At 68.0% G+C, this 16,130-nt stretch carries 16 protein-coding genes; 10 read left to right on the top strand and 6 right to left on the bottom strand.

Annotation, left to right across the window (positions count from 1 at the left end; all coding sequences use genetic code 11):
• The first annotated feature begins 5 nt into the window (after positions 1-5).
• On the top strand, positions 6-725 hold the full coding sequence (recO, locus tag CLM74_RS15830; RefSeq protein WP_025877120.1) for a DNA repair protein RecO: 720 nt from the start codon (positions 6-8) through the stop codon (positions 723-725).
• Positions 726-1,263: 538 nt separating this feature from the next.
• Here recO and CLM74_RS15825 read toward each other — a convergent pair.
• The gene (locus CLM74_RS15825; protein ID WP_025879186.1) at positions 1,264-1,986 is read right to left on the bottom strand and encodes a response regulator; all 723 of its coding nucleotides are present in this window, start codon (positions 1,984-1,986) and stop codon (positions 1,264-1,266) included.
• A gap of 128 nt (positions 1,987-2,114) precedes the next feature.
• Between CLM74_RS15825 and rlmD the strand changes: the two genes are divergently transcribed.
• Positions 2,115-3,449: a 23S rRNA (uracil(1939)-C(5))-methyltransferase RlmD gene (gene rlmD / locus CLM74_RS15820; RefSeq protein ID WP_105164479.1), complete on the top strand. Its 1,335-nt coding sequence runs from the start codon at positions 2,115-2,117 to the stop codon at positions 3,447-3,449.
• A 60-nt stretch (positions 3,450-3,509) separates the two neighbouring features.
• Here rlmD and CLM74_RS15815 read toward each other — a convergent pair whose 3' ends face one another.
• Complete coding sequence (locus CLM74_RS15815; RefSeq protein WP_080148296.1) at positions 3,510-4,130, bottom strand: hypothetical protein; 621 nt, start codon at positions 4,128-4,130, stop codon at positions 3,510-3,512.
• 94 nt (positions 4,131-4,224) lie between these two features.
• On the opposite strand from CLM74_RS15815, the gene CLM74_RS15810 reads away from it, so the two are divergent.
• The 8 genes from CLM74_RS15810 to CLM74_RS15775 all read left to right on the top strand — a co-directional run bounded on the left by CLM74_RS15810 (position 4,225) and on the right by CLM74_RS15775 (position 10,404).
• Positions 4,225-4,710 (top strand): CYTH domain-containing protein, encoded by a 486-nt coding sequence (locus CLM74_RS15810; protein WP_088101523.1) that lies wholly within the window; start codon positions 4,225-4,227, stop codon positions 4,708-4,710.
• A 49-nt stretch (positions 4,711-4,759) separates the two neighbouring features.
• On the top strand, positions 4,760-5,467 hold the full coding sequence (locus CLM74_RS15805; RefSeq protein WP_105164478.1) for a DsbA family oxidoreductase: 708 nt from the start codon (positions 4,760-4,762) through the stop codon (positions 5,465-5,467).
• Positions 5,468-5,628: 161 nt separating this feature from the next.
• Positions 5,629-6,636: a beta-N-acetylhexosaminidase gene (gene nagZ / locus CLM74_RS15800; protein WP_025879181.1), complete on the top strand. Its 1,008-nt coding sequence runs from the start codon at positions 5,629-5,631 to the stop codon at positions 6,634-6,636.
• Entirely contained in the window at positions 6,636-7,190 is a 555-nt protein-coding gene (locus CLM74_RS15795; RefSeq protein WP_025879180.1) for a hypoxanthine-guanine phosphoribosyltransferase, read from the top strand. Before nagZ ends, CLM74_RS15795 begins: the two co-directional genes overlap by 1 nt.
• A gap of 81 nt (positions 7,191-7,271) precedes the next feature.
• Positions 7,272-8,018 (top strand): S-methyl-5'-thioinosine phosphorylase, encoded by a 747-nt coding sequence (locus CLM74_RS15790; protein WP_025879179.1) that lies wholly within the window; start codon positions 7,272-7,274, stop codon positions 8,016-8,018.
• Between the two features lie 88 nt (positions 8,019-8,106).
• Positions 8,107-8,313, top strand: coding sequence for a cold-shock protein (locus CLM74_RS15785; RefSeq protein WP_019183439.1), 207 nt, complete (start codon positions 8,107-8,109; stop codon positions 8,311-8,313).
• 374 nt (positions 8,314-8,687) lie between these two features.
• Entirely contained in the window at positions 8,688-9,956 is a 1,269-nt protein-coding gene (locus CLM74_RS15780) for an NAD(P)/FAD-dependent oxidoreductase (RefSeq protein WP_105164477.1), read from the top strand.
• Between the two features lie 178 nt (positions 9,957-10,134).
• Positions 10,135-10,404, top strand: coding sequence for a hypothetical protein (locus CLM74_RS15775; RefSeq protein ID WP_105165039.1), 270 nt, complete (start codon positions 10,135-10,137; stop codon positions 10,402-10,404).
• Between the two features lie 21 nt (positions 10,405-10,425).
• On the opposite strand, the gene pdeM is transcribed toward CLM74_RS15775, so the two are convergent.
• Genes pdeM through CLM74_RS15755 form a run of 4 tightly spaced genes read right to left on the bottom strand, consistent with a single transcriptional unit; the run spans position 10,426 to position 16,115 of the window.
• Entirely contained in the window at positions 10,426-11,067 is a 642-nt protein-coding gene (pdeM, locus tag CLM74_RS15770; RefSeq protein WP_105165038.1) for a ligase-associated DNA damage response endonuclease PdeM, read from the bottom strand.
• Positions 11,057-13,516 carry a ligase-associated DNA damage response DEXH box helicase gene (locus CLM74_RS15765; protein ID WP_105164476.1) on the bottom strand — a complete coding sequence of 820 codons (2,460 nt, stop codon included), beginning with the start codon at positions 13,514-13,516 and terminating at the stop codon, positions 11,057-11,059. Before CLM74_RS15765 ends, pdeM begins: the two co-directional genes overlap by 11 nt.
• Entirely contained in the window at positions 13,513-15,120 is a 1,608-nt protein-coding gene (locus CLM74_RS15760) for an ATP-dependent DNA ligase (RefSeq protein WP_105164475.1), read from the bottom strand. Before CLM74_RS15760 ends, CLM74_RS15765 begins: the two co-directional genes overlap by 4 nt.
• Positions 15,117-16,115, bottom strand: coding sequence for a ligase-associated DNA damage response exonuclease (locus tag CLM74_RS15755; protein ID WP_032977105.1), 999 nt, complete (start codon positions 16,113-16,115; stop codon positions 15,117-15,119). The genes CLM74_RS15760 and CLM74_RS15755 overlap by 4 nt, the downstream gene beginning before the upstream one ends.
• Positions 16,116-16,130: the final 15 nt, after the last annotated feature.

Genomic DNA, 16,130 nt, shown 5'->3' with positions numbered 1-16,130 from the left:
CTTCGATGCTGATCGAGGACGACACCGGCTTCGTGCTGCATGCGCGGGCCTATCGCGAGACCAGCCTGCTGGTCGAGGTATTGAGCGCCGAGCACGGCCGGATCGGCCTGCTCGCGCGCGGTGTTTCCACGGCCAAGGGCCAGGTGCTGCGAGCGGCCCTGCAGCCCCTGCAGTGGATCCGCTTCAGCGCGCTGCAGCGTGGCGAACTGGCCCAGCTGCGCGGTGCTGAAGCGCTGGATGTGGCGCCGCGCCTGCTCGGCCAGGCCATGCTGGCCGGGTTCTATCTCAGCGAGTTGACCCTGCGCCTGGCACCGCGCCAAGACCCGCTGCCGGAGTTGTACCTGGCCTTTGGTGAGGCGCGTGCGCGCCTGGCCGTGGGGGCCGGACTGGCCTGGACCCTGCGCCGTTTCGAACGCGAGCTGCTGGCGGCGCTGGGCGTGGGTTTCGATCTGGAGACCGCCAGTGATGGCCAGCCGATCGACCCGGCCGCCCGCTATGAACTGGACCCGCAGGAAGGACCGCAGCGCCTGCTCAGCGAGCGTGGCGGCGAGCGTCGCGCAGCGGCTACCGGTTCGGCACTGCTGGCCCTGGCAGCCGACGACGAACCGGAAGCCGCCGATCTGGCCAGCCTGCGCCTGCCGATGCGGCGGGTGCTGGCCCATCACCTGGGCGCGCGCGGGTTGAAGTCGTGGGAGATGCTGGAGCAGCTGACACCCCGGCGTTGAGGGGTGTTCGGCAGGGCTTGCAGCCCTGCACCTGCCGAATCAACGTCAACGGCAAAAGCTGGCTATCCGTGGGTAGGCGGGGTGGGTCCGGTTGCGGGGGACGCCGTAAACCCATCCTTGGGGGCTTGGCCGCGGCATCCATGCCGCGGACACCCCCGCAACCGGACCCACCCCGCCTTCGACAATTGTCCGCGAGCTGTCGGAACGGCTTCCGCCTCTGGTAGGTGTCGACCTTGGTCGACACGTAGATCCACGCCATGCGTGGATGCTCTTCGATCCAATATCGAAATATTCGATTTCGATGGAGATTCATCCACGCATGGCGTGGATCTACCAGATCGCGGAAATCTGTCAGAGGTGGGGCGGTGTCGGAGTGCGGGGTGTCAGCCGCATGGATGCGGCTGCCAAGCCCCCATGGATGGGTTCACGGCGTCCCCGCACTCCGACACCGCCCCGCCATCCCACGGGATGCACGCTTTTGACGTTGAATTTGACGTCAGCTTCGGCGGGTGCAGGGCGCAGCCCTGCCGACCAACCCTCAGTGCAGCAGGGCAGCCACCGCCGCGCGGAACCCCGCCTGTGCCTGCCCCGATTCGGGCGTGTGATGCAGCTGCCGTACCGCACGTGCCAGTCGCGCTGCACCCACGAACCCACAGCTGGCCTGCAACCGGTGCAGCTGGCTGCGCAGCTGGCGCTCGTCATGCTGGTCCACGGCCTGTTCGACCGCATCGCGCACGCCCGGCAGTTCGGCCAGGAACAGCTCGCGCAGGGCGATCAGGTGGTTGCGTTGGCCATTGAGCGCGGCCAGGGCGGCGGTTTCGTCCCAGTCCTCCAGGGCCAGCTCGACCGCCGCCGGCGGCACCGTGGAACCGGCGGGGCTGTTGACCAGCGCACGACGGACCGCCTTCAGCAGTTGGTCACGGCCCAGCGGCTTGACCAGGGTGTCGCTGAAACCCGCCTCGCGCAGGCGGGCGTGAATGGCAGCATCGCCGTCGGCGGTGTGCGCCAGCGCCGGGGTGTCCGGGTGCGAGCGGCGCAGCTGGTGCAACAGCTGGGCACCATTGCCATCAGGCAGGTTGACGTCGATCAGCCACAGATCGTGGGCACCGGGCTCGGCGCGCGCGAGGGCGCTGGCCAGTGAGTCGGCGGTGTCCACATCCGCTGGTAACGTTTCCAACGCCGCTTTGAAAAAACCACGGCTGATGATGTCGTCCTCGACAAGCAGGAAGCGGGGTCGACTGGCCCGCGGGGTCATCTGCATCAGGGCTGCCTCCATGTCAGCTGGGGTCAATCATCAAGCACGGCGGCGGCGGGCGCAAGCGGCCAGCGGCCCTGCTGGTCAGGATCTGCGACAATACGCCCCCACTTTTGCCCGCAGCCTGTTGCCACGTGGCCCGATCCCGCTCCCGCATCGACCGTACTCCCTTCCAGACCGAGATCCTCGACCTCAGCCATGATGGTCGCGGTGTTGCCCGCCGTGAAGGCGAGGGCGGCAAGGTCACCTTCATCAGCGGCGCCCTGCCGGGCGAAGTGGTGATGGCCGAACAGACCGCCCGCAGCCGCCACTTCGATGAGGCGCGCACGGTGGAAGTGCTGCAGGCCTCGCCGCAGCGGGTGACCCCCAAGTGCCCGCATTTCGGCACCTGCGCCGGCTGCGTGCTGCAGCACCTGGACGAAGACCAGCAGATCGTCGCCAAGCAGCGCGTGCTGATGGACAACCTGGAGCGCATCGGCCATGTGAAGCCGGGCACCGTGCTGCCGCCGCTGGTGGGTGACAGCTGGGGCTACCGCCGCAAGGGCCGGTTCTCGGTGCGCCGAGTCGAGAAGAAGGACAAGACCCTGGTCGGCTTCCGCGAGCAGGACCCGCGCTTCGTCGCGGATCTGCAGCAGTGCCTGACCGTGATCCCGGAAATCGGCACCAAGGTGGAGGTGCTGTCGACCTTCATCGAATCCCTGGATGGCAAGCGCGACATCCCGCAGATCGAGTTCATCGCCGGTGACCAGGCCGTGGTGCTGACCGTGCGCCACCTGCAGCCGCTGAGTGATGCCGATCGCGCCGCCTGGGCGGCCTTCGGCCAACAGCACGGCTTTGTCATCTACCTGCAGTCGGGCGGCGTGGATACCGTGCAGCCGCTGGACGGGCAGGGCGTGGCGCTTTCGTTCCGGCTGGCGCCGTGGGATGTCGAACTGGCGTTCCGTCCGCTGGATTTCATCCAGGTCAATGCCAAGCTCAACGAGAAGATGATCGGCCACGCGCTGGACCTGCTTGAACCGGGTGCCGACGAGCGCGTGCTGGACCTGTTCTGTGGCCTGGGCAACTTCACCCTGCCGCTGGCGCGCAAGGTGCGCGAAGTGGTGGGCGTGGAAGGTGATGCCGGGCTGGTGGCGCGTGCGCGTGAGAACGCCGAGCGCAACGGGCTGGCCAACGCGCAGTTCTACAGCGCCGACCTCACCCAGGACCAGCGCAGCACGGCGTGGATGCGCCAGGGCTTTGACAAGCTGCTGCTGGATCCGCCGCGTTCGGGCGCCATCGAAGTGCTGCAGCAGCTGCCGTTGAAGCAGTTCAAGCGCATCGTCTATGTCAGCTGCCATCCGGGCTCGCTGGCCCGCGATGCAGGCTACCTGGTCAACGAACAGGGCTTCACCCTGGTCAGCGCCGGTGCGATGGACATGTTCCCGCATACCGCGCACGTGGAAAGCATCGCGGTGTTCGAAAAGCGCTGATGCCTGCAGCGCCGGGGGCTGCCCGGCGCCTGCCTTGCCGCTTGCAGGCAGGCAATGCGGTCAGTCGGCCGGTGCGTTCTGCCACTGGCCGTCCACGCGCACGAAGGCCATGGACTGCTCGCCATGCTCGCTGCCGTCGCCTGCGCGCACGGTGCATTCGATGGCGGCCCTGTCGCTGGCGACCTCGCAGTTCCTCACTTCCTGCACCTGCAGGGTGCCGGCAGCCTGTTCGAAGCGTGCGCGCAGGGCTGGGTCGGCCTGCTGCTGCGCCTGCCCGGCGATCCGTTCCCGCAGCAGCACCTGCACTCTTTCGCGGGGCGGTGCCGGTACGGGCACATTGCGCTGGTCAGGCAGTGTCCACGCGCCATCCACCAGCGCCAGCCGCAGCAGCTGTGGTCGCGAGTTGATGCCTGCGCTGGCGGTGGCGATGCAATCGACGGCGTCGCCGGCCTCGGCGGGGGCACAGCTGTCCAGGGTCTGCAGACGGGGCCGGAACGTCTCGGCAACCAGGCGACTGCTGTCGCTGGCGGGGCGATCGGCAACGGCCTGGTCGAACATCCGGTCCATCGCAGCCTGTGCCTGCTGCAGCGAAGGTACGGTCGCCGATCCGGCGCTGGCAACGGCGCACGGCAGCAGCGCCGACAGGGCAAGACAGCGACGAAGGCGATGGGAAAGCGTCATGAGCGACCATTCCATGGTTGGGGGGCCGCGCAGTGTAGTCCTGCCCGTCGCCGCGCCGATAGGCAGCGTCTGGCGTGAGCCGCATACTGTGCCCATGGGCATCGAAATCGAACGCAAATTCCTCGTCACCCATGATGGGTGGCGCACTGCCGCGCACCGGGTCATCCCGATGGCGCAGGGCTACATCAACGATCTGGGCGCGCTCGACCGCGGCACCCAGAACGCGTCGGTGCGGGTTCGCATCGAAGGCGACAAGGCCGCGCTGAACCTGAAGTCGCGCACCCTGGGCCATACCCGGCAGGAGTTCGACTATCCGATTCCGGTGCAGGATGCGCGCGACCTGCTGGCGCTGTGCGTCGGCGGCCTGATCGACAAGCGCCGGCATCTGGTCGAGTACGCCGGCCTGACCTGGGAAGTGGATGAGTTCCTCGGCGACAACGCCGGCCTGGTGGTCGCTGAAGTCGAGCTGGACAGCGCCGACCAGGCCATCGACCTGCCGGACTGGATCGGCGCCGAAGTGACCGACGACGCCCGCTACTACAACGTCGCTCTGGCCAGCCGCCCCTATTCACAGTGGTGAAACCCTCCGTCCCCCTTTTTTCGAGGGTGTCGGCCCCCATGTCGGGGGGATGAGAATCGACATCTACTCCGACGTGGTCTGCCCCTGGTGCTGGATCGGCAAGCATCGCTTCCAGCAGGGTGTGCAGTTGCTGGGCGCCGATGCGCCCGAACTCGAGATCCACTGGCAGCCGTTCCAGCTTGACCCCGATGCGGACGCCACCCCGGTGCCACTGCGCGAGGCCTATGTGCGCAAGTTCGGCGGTGCCGAGCGCACCGAGCAGATTCTGGGCCAGACCCAGACCGCTGCGCGGGCCGAGGGCTTGCCGATGGACTTCAGCCAGGGCCAGGTGCGGGTAACCACGCTGCCGGCGCATCGCCTGTTGTGGCTGGCTGGCCAGCACGGCGTGCAGGAGGCCGTCGGTGAGGCGCTGTTCCGCGCCCATTTCGAGCATGGACAGAATCTGGCTGACCCGGCGGTGCTGGTCGCGGCCGGCGCGGCCGGTGGCCTTGCCGCAGACGAGATCAAGCAGATGCTGGCCGGCGATCGTGGCCTGGCCGAAGTGGAAGCGAGCCTGGCGCAGGCCCATGCACTGGGTATCTCCTCGGTGCCCACCTTCGTCATCGATGGCCGCTGGGCGGTTTCCGGAGCCCAGCCCCCGGAGGCCTTCGCCAACGCGCTGCGCCAGATCGCCGCCGAGCAGGCGCCAGGGCAGAGCGCGGAGGGTGCCCCGGACGGCGGCGACGACGCCTGCGGCGCGGACGGCTGCAAGGTCTGACCGACCCGCAGAAGGGGACGGAGGGGATTGAGTCGCATCCGGCACCAGTGGTCGATTGCGCCTTGATCCCCTCCGTCCCCCTTTTTGACCACTGCGCCTGTTGGCCGGTTCTGCGACAATGCGGCACTGCGCCATGCGGGCGCCCGTTGTGGAGATCGACCATGCTGCTGATCGGCGTTGCCGGTACTGAACTGACCGCCCAGGAACGTGAGTGGCTGCAGCACGATGCTGTGGCCGGGGTGGTGCTGTTCAAGCGCAACTTCGCTTCGCGGCAGCAGGTGACCGAACTGTCCGCGGCGATCCGCGCTGCCGCACCGCGCCCGCAGTTGATCTGCGTGGACCAGGAAGGCGGTCGCGTGCAGCGCTTCCGTGAGGGCTTCAGCGAACTGCCGCCGCTGCAGGACATCGGTGTCCAGTACGCCAGGGATCCCGACGCTGCGCTGGCATTGGCCGAGCAGCACGCCTGGCTGATGGCCAGTGAGGTCCGTGCCAGCGGCGTGGACCTGAGCTTCGCCCCGGTGGTCGACCTCGGCCGTGGCAATCGCGCCATCGGCAATCGTGCCTTCAGTGAAGACCCGCAGGTGGTGGCCGCGTTCACCGCTGCCTATGTGCGCGGCATGCATGCGGTCGGCATGGCCGCCACCCTCAAGCATTTCCCCGGCCATGGCACCGTGCTGGAAGACACCCACGTGGATACCGCGATCGATCCGCGTGCGCTGGATGAACTGCGCGCACAGGATCTGGTCCCGTTCACGGCCGGTATCGCCGCCGGCGCCGATGCGGTGATGATGGCGCACGTGATCTACCCGCAGGTCGCACCGGAACCCGCTGGTTACTCGCCGCGCTGGATCCAGCAGATCCTGCGTGGCGAGCTCGGCTTCCGCGGCGTGGTGTTCTCCGATGACATCGGCATGGCCGCCTCGCACAGCGCCGGTGGCGTGCCGGCACGCGTGCACGCACACCTGGATGCCGGCTGCGATGTGGTGCTGGTCTGCCACCCGGAGCTGGTCGATGAAGCCCTGCACGCGGTGCAGGGACGCTCCCTCAATACCGCTGCGCTGCTGGGCCTGCTCGGCCGCGGCGCGCTTGGCTGGGATGGCCTGCTGGCCGATGCCCGCCATGGCGACACCCAATCCCGTCTGCTGCAAACCCTTGGAAGAACCGTCTGATGCCGAACCTCACCATTTCCCAGGCCCTGGCCCAAGCCGACCTGCTGGTCGACCGCCCCACCATCGACAAGGCCATTGCCGGCATCGCCGACGCCATCGCGCGCGACTACCAGGGCGAGGTGCCGCTGTTCCTGTCGATCATGCACGGTGCGCTGCCGTTCGCCGGCCAGCTGGCACTGGAGCTGGGCGCGCGTGGCCAGGACGTGCAGTTCGATTACCTGCACGCCACCCGTTACCGCGGTGAGACCACCGGCGGCGACCTGGTGTGGAAGCACAAGCCGGCCACGGCGCTGTTCGGCCGCCGCGTGCTGCTGGTCGATGACATCCTCGACGAGGGTTACACCCTGCAGGGCGTGCGTACCTGGTGCCTGGAGCAGGGCGCGACCGACGTGCGCATTGCCGCGATGACCGTGAAGAAGCACGATCGCGCGCTGCCGGACGTCACCGCCGACTATGCCGGCATCGAGTTGCCGGATCGCTACGTGTTCGGTTTCGGCATGGACGTCAACGAAACCCTGCGCTGCGTGCCGGCCATCTACGCGATGAAGGAATAACAACGCGGCCGCCTGCGGCCTGCGTTTCCTGCCGCCGGCATCCTCGGGTGCCGGCGTTCTTTTTTCTCTGGAGTGCTTTCCATGCAACAGATCGCCCTGGCCGTGATTGGCGGTACCGGTGTCTACAACCTGGCCAAGCTTGACGACGTGCAGACCCACGAAGTCGACACCCGCTTCGGCAAGCCGTCCGGCCCGGTGCGGGTCGGGACATTGCTCGGTCATCGCGTGGCCTTCCTTGCACGCCATGGTGAAGGCCATTCGCTGCCGCCGCACAAGATCAACTACCGGGCCAACCTGGCCGCGCTGCAGCAGATTGGCGCGCAGCGGGTGCTGGCGCTGAACACGGTCGGTGGCATCGGTGACGATTTCGGTCCGCGCGTGCTGGCCTGCCCGGATCAGGTAATCGATTACACCTGGGGCCGCATCAGCACGATCTGCGAAGAAGAGGGCACCGACGTGGTGCACGTCGACTTCGGCCATCCGTATACGCCGATGCTGCGCAGCAAGATCCTGGCGGCGGCGAAGGTGACCGGTGTGAAGGTCCACGATGGCGGCTGCTATGGCGCGACCCAGGGCCCGCGGCTGGAAACCATCGCCGAGATCGCGCGCATGCGCCGCGATGGCTGCGATCTGGTCGGCATGACCGGCATGCCCGAAGCGGCGCTGGCGCGTGAGCTGGGGCTGGATTACGCCTGCCTGGCGATCGTTGCCAACTGGGCCGCTGGGTGCGGTGATGGTGAGGAGATCACCATGGCCGAAGTGCTCGCCAATGTGCAGGCCGCCAGCAACGGACTTCCGGAACTGGTCGGCGAATTGGCGCGGGGGTGATTGTCTTCGCGTAACAAGCTTTGCATACTCAGCTTGTGCGCGGGTTCAGCGTACACCACCCATTCATTGCATAAGGTCACGCATCACCATGCCGAACGGTACCGTCAAGTGGTTCAACGACGCCAAGGGATTTGGCTTCATCTCGCCGGAGGACGGCAGCGCCGACGTCTTCGCGCACTTCTCCGCGATCAACTCCAAGGGCTTCCGCAGTCTGCAGGAAGGCCAGAAGGTCACCTACGACGTGACCCAGGGCCCGAAGGGCGCCCAGGCCTCGAACATCGTTCCGGCCGAGTGATCCACTCGATAGTGCGTTGAAAACCCCGCTTCGGCGGGGTTTTTTTTGCTGGCCGTGAAGATGCTCTTGCGGCGGGAGCGCCTGTCCTTGCGTGCGAATGTCCCCCGGCGCCGGCCTGCGGCCATCGCCTCCTCCTTTACTTCGCACGCAAGGACAGGCGCTCCCGTTGCGGAATCGCGCGCGCCAACAGAGGCCATGAAAGCTGAGCGCTGCCACCATTGCCGGCTCTCCTGCGAAGTAAAGGAGGAGGCAGCCGCGCAGAGGCTGCCGGGGGACATTCGCAGGAGAGCCGGCAGTGGTGGCGGAGCCCGGCACATCTGCTCGGAAGAGGGGTAGCTGATGTACCGCCCCTGCGCCGATGGCACAATGCAGGCATGACGGAACGACTGCGCATCGCCGTGATTGGATACGGCACCGCTGGCCAGGCATTGGCCATCCTGCTCACCCGTGATGGCCACGAGGTGGAGATCTTCGAACGCGTGCCGACCCCCGGGCCGGTGGGTGCGGGATTCCTGCTGCAGCCCAGCGGACTGCAGGTGCTGTGGCAGATGGGGCTGCTCGATGCCGTGCGTGGCTACGCCATGCCGGTGCGACGACTGTATGGCGATACGCCGTGCGAGCGCGTGGTGATGGACATGGGCTATGACGGCCTGGATGCGCGACTGCACGGCATGGGCATGCAGCGCGGGGCGTTGTTCTCGGTGCTGGACCAGGCGCGTGAAGGCGCCGGCGAGCTGCACGTGGGCACGACCATCGTCGAGGTCGATCACCAGCAGGGGCGGCTGCGCGACAGCGACGGTCGCACGCACGGACCGTTCGATCTGGTGGTTGCCGCCGACGGCGCCGCCTCCACGCTGCGCAACGCCGTCGACGGTGGCGCGGCGCTGGACCGGGTGTACCCGTGGGGCGCGCTGTGGTGCCTGTTGCCGGCCGAAGACTGGCCGCACATGCAGCAGCTGCGGCAGCGCTACGTCGCCGCGCGCAAGATGATCGGCCTGCTGCCGGTGGGCACCCGACCCGGTGACGACACGCCTCGCCTGAGCTTCTTCTGGAGCCTGCCGCGTGCGGATTTCGACCGCTGGCAGGGCGACGGCATGGCGCCGTGGCTGGAAGAACTGCATGCGCTGTGGCCACAGGCGGGCGCGCGCTTCGCCCATCTGCGCGACACCGGTCAGCTGGCGCGTGCGGTGTACCGCGATGCCGTGATGAAGCGTTGGCATCAGGGGCGGCTGGTGCTGGCAGGCGATGCAGCACATGCGATGAGCCCGCAGCTGGGGCAGGGCGTGAACATGGCGCTGCTGGATGCACTGGCACTGCGCGACGCGTTACGCACCCACGGTGGTGGCGAACCGGCATTGCAGGCCTACCAGGCGCAACGACGTGCGCATGTGGCGGTCTATCAACGCTGGAGCCGCTGGCTGACGCCGCTGTTCCAGTCCGATCGCGATGCGTGGGCAAAGGCGCGCGATGTGCTGTTGGGACCGATGGGACGACTGCCTGGCGGGCGTGGGCACATGCTGCGCGTGCTCAGCGGCACCCAGCACGGATGGCTGGGCGCGTTGCCGCTCGATCCGGCATTCATCCAGGCGCTTGCCGCTGCGCCCCTGCCGCTACAGGGCGTGGAAATGCCGGCCACCGCGTGAAGCCTTTCGTTACGGCATTTAACGATTGCCTCACCCCGTATGTGCGACAAGAGATGAGCACGCGGCAGCCGCGTCGCCCGCTTTCCTTTTCGTGATCGATCATCGCGTGGCCCGGGTGGCGCCGCCGTCGTTGCCTGCTGCGGCCCGGATGCGCCGCACGATGCACGAGGAGGATGCCATGTTGTTCGCGGTCGAGAAGCTGGAATCGGAAATCTGCAAGCTGCGCGGTCTGCTGCGGATGCTGCACGAGGACCAGCCGGACGTACTGGAAGATGTGTTCGAGTTTCATGTCGGCAGTCTGATCAGCCACGCATCACCGGAAAGCCACGGCCATATCCGCGCCTGCGCACAGGAAATGCTGATGGCGATACAGGCACTGCCGCGCCATGCCGACGAGGCGCCGCAGGATTTCAGCCTGATGCACGGAATCGCCGCCCGCCCGTCGTAATCCCGCGCAGGTCTCGACGCCTCAGCGAACCGGTAGCGGCACTACGCTGTCTTCCACACAGGCGAGCAGCTGTTCGCCCGGCGACAGTACAGGCACCACACCGGCGGTGAATGCCGAGAATGCCGGCAGGATGGTCACGCCGTGGCGCAGCCAGAACGCGGGGAAGCGCCGTCGCAGTGCCGGCAACGCAACCTGCGGATGCACATGGCCCGCCAGCACGTGCGCGGAGGCATCGGCCAGCGGCTCGTGCCGCAGCAGGAACGGTCCCCATCGCGCGTCGTCATGCATCTGCACCTGCAGCGCCGCCTTCGGCAGATCACGGTCGTGATTGCCGCGCACCACGTGGATCTCCAGCGCGGCGTGATGTTCGCGCCAGCCAAGCCATTGCTGATACCAGGCCGCGCGATGCGCCGGGCCGTGCAGGACGTCGCCGAGGATCCATAGTTGCTGGCACTGGTGCATGGTCACCAGGTCCTGCAGGCGCTGCAGGTCATTGCCGGTGCCGCCCGACGGCAGGGCGATTCCCGCACGCCGGAACACGTCCGCCTTGCCCAGGTGCAGGTCGGCGATCAACAGCGCGCGCTGCGCCGGCCACAGCAGCGCCCGGCCGCCGAGCAGAAGCATCGACTCACCTCCCAGCTGCAGCGGAAGATCAGCGGCCATGGCGGCGCTCCAGCTGCTGCGCGGCACGCTGCACGCGCGTGCGCCAGTCTTCATTGCTGAACTGCCCACGCAGGCGTTCGGCCCACAAGGGAAATGCCAGCGGGGTCAGTGATGAGGGCCGCTGTAGGGACAACGAACGTGTGGCGATGCGTGCCAGCACCTGCTGCAACCCGGGCAGGTCGAGGCTGTCGTGCAGTACTTCCTGCTCGGCCAATGCCAGCAGCAGATGCTCCGGATCGTGCTCGCGCAGCACGTCATGCAGCAGTCCGGCGGAGGCCTGCAGTTGGCGCAGCGAGCGCGGCATGCCACCCGGCAGGCTGGGTACCAGCAGGCCCGCCACGCGCGCGATGCCGCGGAACTGGCGGCGCGCCAGCTCGCCCAGGTTCACTGCTTCGCGCAGGTCCTGCAGCAGATCGCCAGCATCCAGCATTGCCCGCCAGTCCTGTTCCTGCAGATCCACCGGCGTGGCCGGAGCGAGCACCAGGCCATGGTCATTCACTGCATAGCCGATGCTGTTGCGTTGCCGACGGGTGCAGCGAAGGGCCAGCAGCGCGGCCAGCGCTTCGTGCACATGGCGGCCCGCAAAGGGATAGACGAACAGGAACTGGCCTTCGGGTCGGCGCACGTCTTCCACCAGCAGGTGGTCGGGCGATGGCGCCGCAGACAGCTGCGACTGCAATGCCAGCAGCGGCGCAAGCCACCGCGACTCCGCGCTCTGGTCGGCGCCTGACAGCACCTTTTCCAGTTCGCGGCCCAAGGGCATCGACAGTGGCAGTTGACCGCCCTGCCAGCGCGGTACCACGCCATCACCACCACCGCGCGCCACGCGCACGAACGCGGTCATGTCGCGCAGCTGCACCAGCTCCAGCAGCCGCCCCGCAAACTGGAAACGGTCGCCGCGGCGCAGGCGGCTGGCGAACTGCTCTTCCACCGCGCCCAGGCTGCCGCCACGCAGGAACTGTACGCGCACGCTGCCGTCGCTGCTGATGGTCCCGATCGACAGCCGATGGCGCAGCGCCTGGCGGCGATCGGGCATGCGGTACACGCCGTCGGCATCGCGTACCACCTTATGGAACTCCGGGTACCGGGACAATGCACGTCCGCCCTGCACGATGAAATCGATCACCGCATTCCACTGTGCGTCCTCCAGCGCGGCGAAGGCATGCGTGCCACGGACCTGTTCCAGCAGTGCATCGGCGTTGAAGCCGCCCGCCAGCGCGCGGCTGACGGCGTGCTGGGCCAATACGTCCAGCGACAACGTGGGAGGACGTCGCGCTTCGATCACCCCGTCATGCAACGCGTGCCGGGCCGCCGCGTACTCGGCCAGTTCCAGCGCATGGCTGGGAATGCACAGTATCTGGCCGCTGGCACCGGGCCGATGGCGCGCACGCCCGGCGCGCTGGCGCAGGCGCGCCACGCCCTTCGGGCTGCCCAGCTGCAGCACCTGGTCCACTTCCGGAAAGTCCACGCCCAGATCCAGGCTGGAGGTTGCCACCACGCAGCGCAGCGTGCCCGCACGCAGTCCGTCCTCGACCTGCTGTCGCAGCGTGGGATCCAATGATCCATGGTGCAGGGCGAGCGTGCCGGCATCTTCCGGCCACACGGCTGCGAGGGCCTGGTGCCACAGTTCCGCCTGCGCACGGGTATTGGTGAAGAGCAGGCTGCTGCGTGCACGGAACAGCGCGTCGAGCACGCGCGGAAGCTGGGAAAGGCCAAGATGCCCGGCCCATGGAAAGCGTTCGCCGGGTTCGGGCAGCAGGCTGCGGATCGTCACCGGCCGCTGCCGTGCACCTTCCACGATCGTTGCCTGTGGACGGTGTGGCAGCAGTACGTCGCGTGCCTGTGGCAGGTTGCCCAATGTGGCCGACAGCCCCCACAGCTGCATCGCCGGGGCTGCCTCACGCAGCAGCGCCAGATTCAACTGCAGCAGCACGCCGCGCTTGTTGCCCAGCAGTTCGTGCCATTCGTCCACCACCACGCAGCGCAGTTGGCGCATGCGCTCAAGGGTATCGGGATAGCTGAGCAGCAGCGCCAGCGACTCCGGCGTGGTGACCAGCACGTCGATGCGACCTTCGCGGGCCAGGCGCCTGTCGCGGTTGCTGGCATCGCCGCTGCGCAGCCCCACGCGCCAGCCCAGGCCCAGGCCGTCGATCGGCGCCTGCAGCGCGCGTGCGGTATCGCTGGCCAGCGCCCGCAGCGGTGTCACCCACAGCACCTGCAGCGGGCGCACCGCGCTGGCGCGACGCGGTACGGGGGGCGGGTCGAGCATCGCCTGCAACAAGGGGCCGCCGAACATGGCAAGAGTTTTGCCGCTGCCGGTTGGGGTGTGCAGCAGGCCCGATTCGCCCGCCAGATAGTGACGCCACATCGCGCGCTGGAAGGGCAGGGGGCGCCAGCCGCGGCTGCCGAACCACTCGTGCAGGCGCTGCAGCGCATCGCTGCGCTTCATCGCGCCAGCGCCTGCAACTGGGCCAGGTGGTCGGCTTCGGCAGCCGGCTTGTCGTGGCGCCAGCGCAGGATGCGTGGAAAGCGCACGGCAATGCCGGACTTGTGGCGCGCGCTGCGGTTGACCGCTTCGAAGCCGAGTTCGAACACCTGTTCAGCACTTACGCTGCGCACCGGGCCGAAGCGCTCACGGGTGTGCGCGCGGATCCAGCGGTCGAGGGCGAGGATTTCCTTGTCGTCCAGACCGGAATAGGCCTTGGCCACTGGAACCAGTGTCTCGCCGTCCCAGACGCCGAAGGTGTAGTCGGTATACAGCGTGCTGCGCCGACCATGGCCTGCCTGCGCGTACAGCAACACTGCATCGATCGTGAGCGGTTCGACCTTCCACTTCCACCAGTCGCCACGGCGACGCCCGGACTGGTAGACCGAATCACGACGCTTGAGCATCAGCCCTTCCACGCCACGCTCGCGCGATGCTTCGCGCAGCTGCGCGGCATGCTGCCAATCGTCGGCGTCTACCTCGGGCGAGAGCTGGATGCGCGGATCGCCGAGCGCACCGATCACCTCGGCCAACTGCACGCGTCGCTGCTGCAGCGGCAGTGCACGCAGGTCCTCGCCGTCGCGCTCAAGCAGATCGTAGGCGAGCACGCGTACCGGCGTGTTGCGCAGGGTGGCGGCGCCGGGTTTGCGGCGCTGGATGCGGGTCTGCAGGGCGGTGAATGCACGCGGCAGATTGTCGGCGTCGTCCCATGCCAGCAGCTCGCCATCGAGCACGCAGCCATCGGGCAGAGACGCTGCCGCCTGTTCGATCTCCGGGAAGCGACCGTCCAGCCGCTCTTCGCCTCGCGACCACAACGCCACCTCACCCTGGCGCCGCAGCAACTGCAGGCGGATGCCATCCCACTTCCATTCCAGCAGCCAGTGGCTGATGTCGCCCAGCCGCTCGGTGGGCTCCCCTTCCAGCGGCGAAGCGAGGAAGAACGGGTAGGGCTGCTGACGATCGGTCGACAGTTCTTCGGCAGACAGCAAGGTGGTAAGCAGGCCGGGGGAGGGCACCCAGTCGCCGAGCATGCGCTGGGCGATGCGGGCGATATCCAGCCCGGACCACTCGGCCAATGCCTGCTGCACCACGCGCTGCGACACGCCAACGCGCAGCGCGCCGGTCAGCAGCTTGTTGAAGACCAGGCGTTCGGCCGATGCCAGCTGTCGCCAGCCGTCGACCACGGCGGCACGACGCACCGGCTCCGGCTGGTTGGCAACGGCAAGCAGGTGTTGTTCGATCCAGTCGGCCAGAGGCCGATCCTCGGCTTCGGTGGCCGGATCATCCAGCAGCAGGGTAAGCGTTTCAGCAAGGTCGCCGACCTGCGCGTAGCTGTCTTCGACCAGCCAGGGGAGCAGGCCGGATTCGTCGGCGATCCACGCCCGCAATTCGCCGCTGCCGGCAATCTTCCGCCGCGCGCCGCCCACTTTGCCGCCGCTGAGCAGGTACAGCGCCCACGCTGCGTCATGCGGGCGTGCGTGCTGGAAGTAATCGATCAACGCCGCGCGCTTGTCCAGTGTCGCCGTGCTGCGATCCAGCCGCTGGTACAGCGCGGCGAAGGCCTTCATTCCTCGCCTCCGAAATCGGTGCGGAACGCTTCGGCGGCAACGCCGCGTTCGCGCAGGTACGGAATCAACGCATCGGTGTTGCCGTGGGTGGCAATGACCCGCTGCGCGCCGGTCTGGGTGATGGTCTGCAGCAGCGCTGGCCAATCGGCATGGTCGGAGATCACAAAGCCACGGTCGACGTTGCGCCGGCGGCGGTTGCCGCGCAACTGCATCCAGCCCGAGGCGAAACCGAGCTGGTGACGGCCGAACCGGCGCAGCCACGGCGTACCGGCGGCCGAGGGCGGGGCCAGGATCAGCTGGCCGGCCGCATCGGGCTGACGCCCCTGTTCGGCAACGGTGAGCGTGTCGAGCATGGGCACACCGGCCTGGCGATAGACGGCCACGCCGTTGGCGATGGCGCCATGCAGCCAGGCAGGCTGGTCATCCACCGCACGCAGCTCGGCAAGCACGCGTTGCGCCTTGCCCAGCGCATAGCAGAGCAGCACCGCCGCTTCGCCCCGCTGCGCGCACTCGCGGCGCCAGGCGGCGATCTCGGCCGCCACGGCACGGGTATCGGGCCAGCGGTAGATCGGCAGCGCAAAGGTCGCCTCGGTGATGAAGGTATCGCAGGGCACCACTTCGAATGCAGTGCAGGTCGGGTCGGGCTGGCGCTTGTAGTCGCCCGACGCCACCCAGACCTGCTCACCATCGTCGATGCGCACCTGCGACGAGCCGAGCACGTGGCCGGCGGGATGCAGCGATACCTGCACCCGGCCCAGCGCGAACGGCACGCCCTCGGCATGCGCGTGCAGCGGCACATCGCCCAGGCGCCAGCGCAGGATCGGCACGCTCCCGGTGCTGCAGTGGTACTCGCCCATGCCCGGACGCGCATGGTCGCCATGGCCATGGGTGATGACCGCGCGCGGTACCGGCCGCCAGGGATCGATATGGAAATCGCCTGCCGCGCAGTACAGCCCTTCCGGCCGCAGTACTACCAGATCGTCTTTGCCTGCCATGCCGTCACTGTGGCG

The organism is Stenotrophomonas sp. MYb57, assembly GCF_002966815.1.
In the GTDB taxonomy this organism is placed as follows: domain Bacteria; phylum Pseudomonadota; class Gammaproteobacteria; order Xanthomonadales; family Xanthomonadaceae; genus Stenotrophomonas; species Stenotrophomonas indicatrix.
The sequence above is the reverse complement of the archived record's forward strand: the minus strand, read 5'-3'. Positions and strand labels throughout refer to the sequence as shown.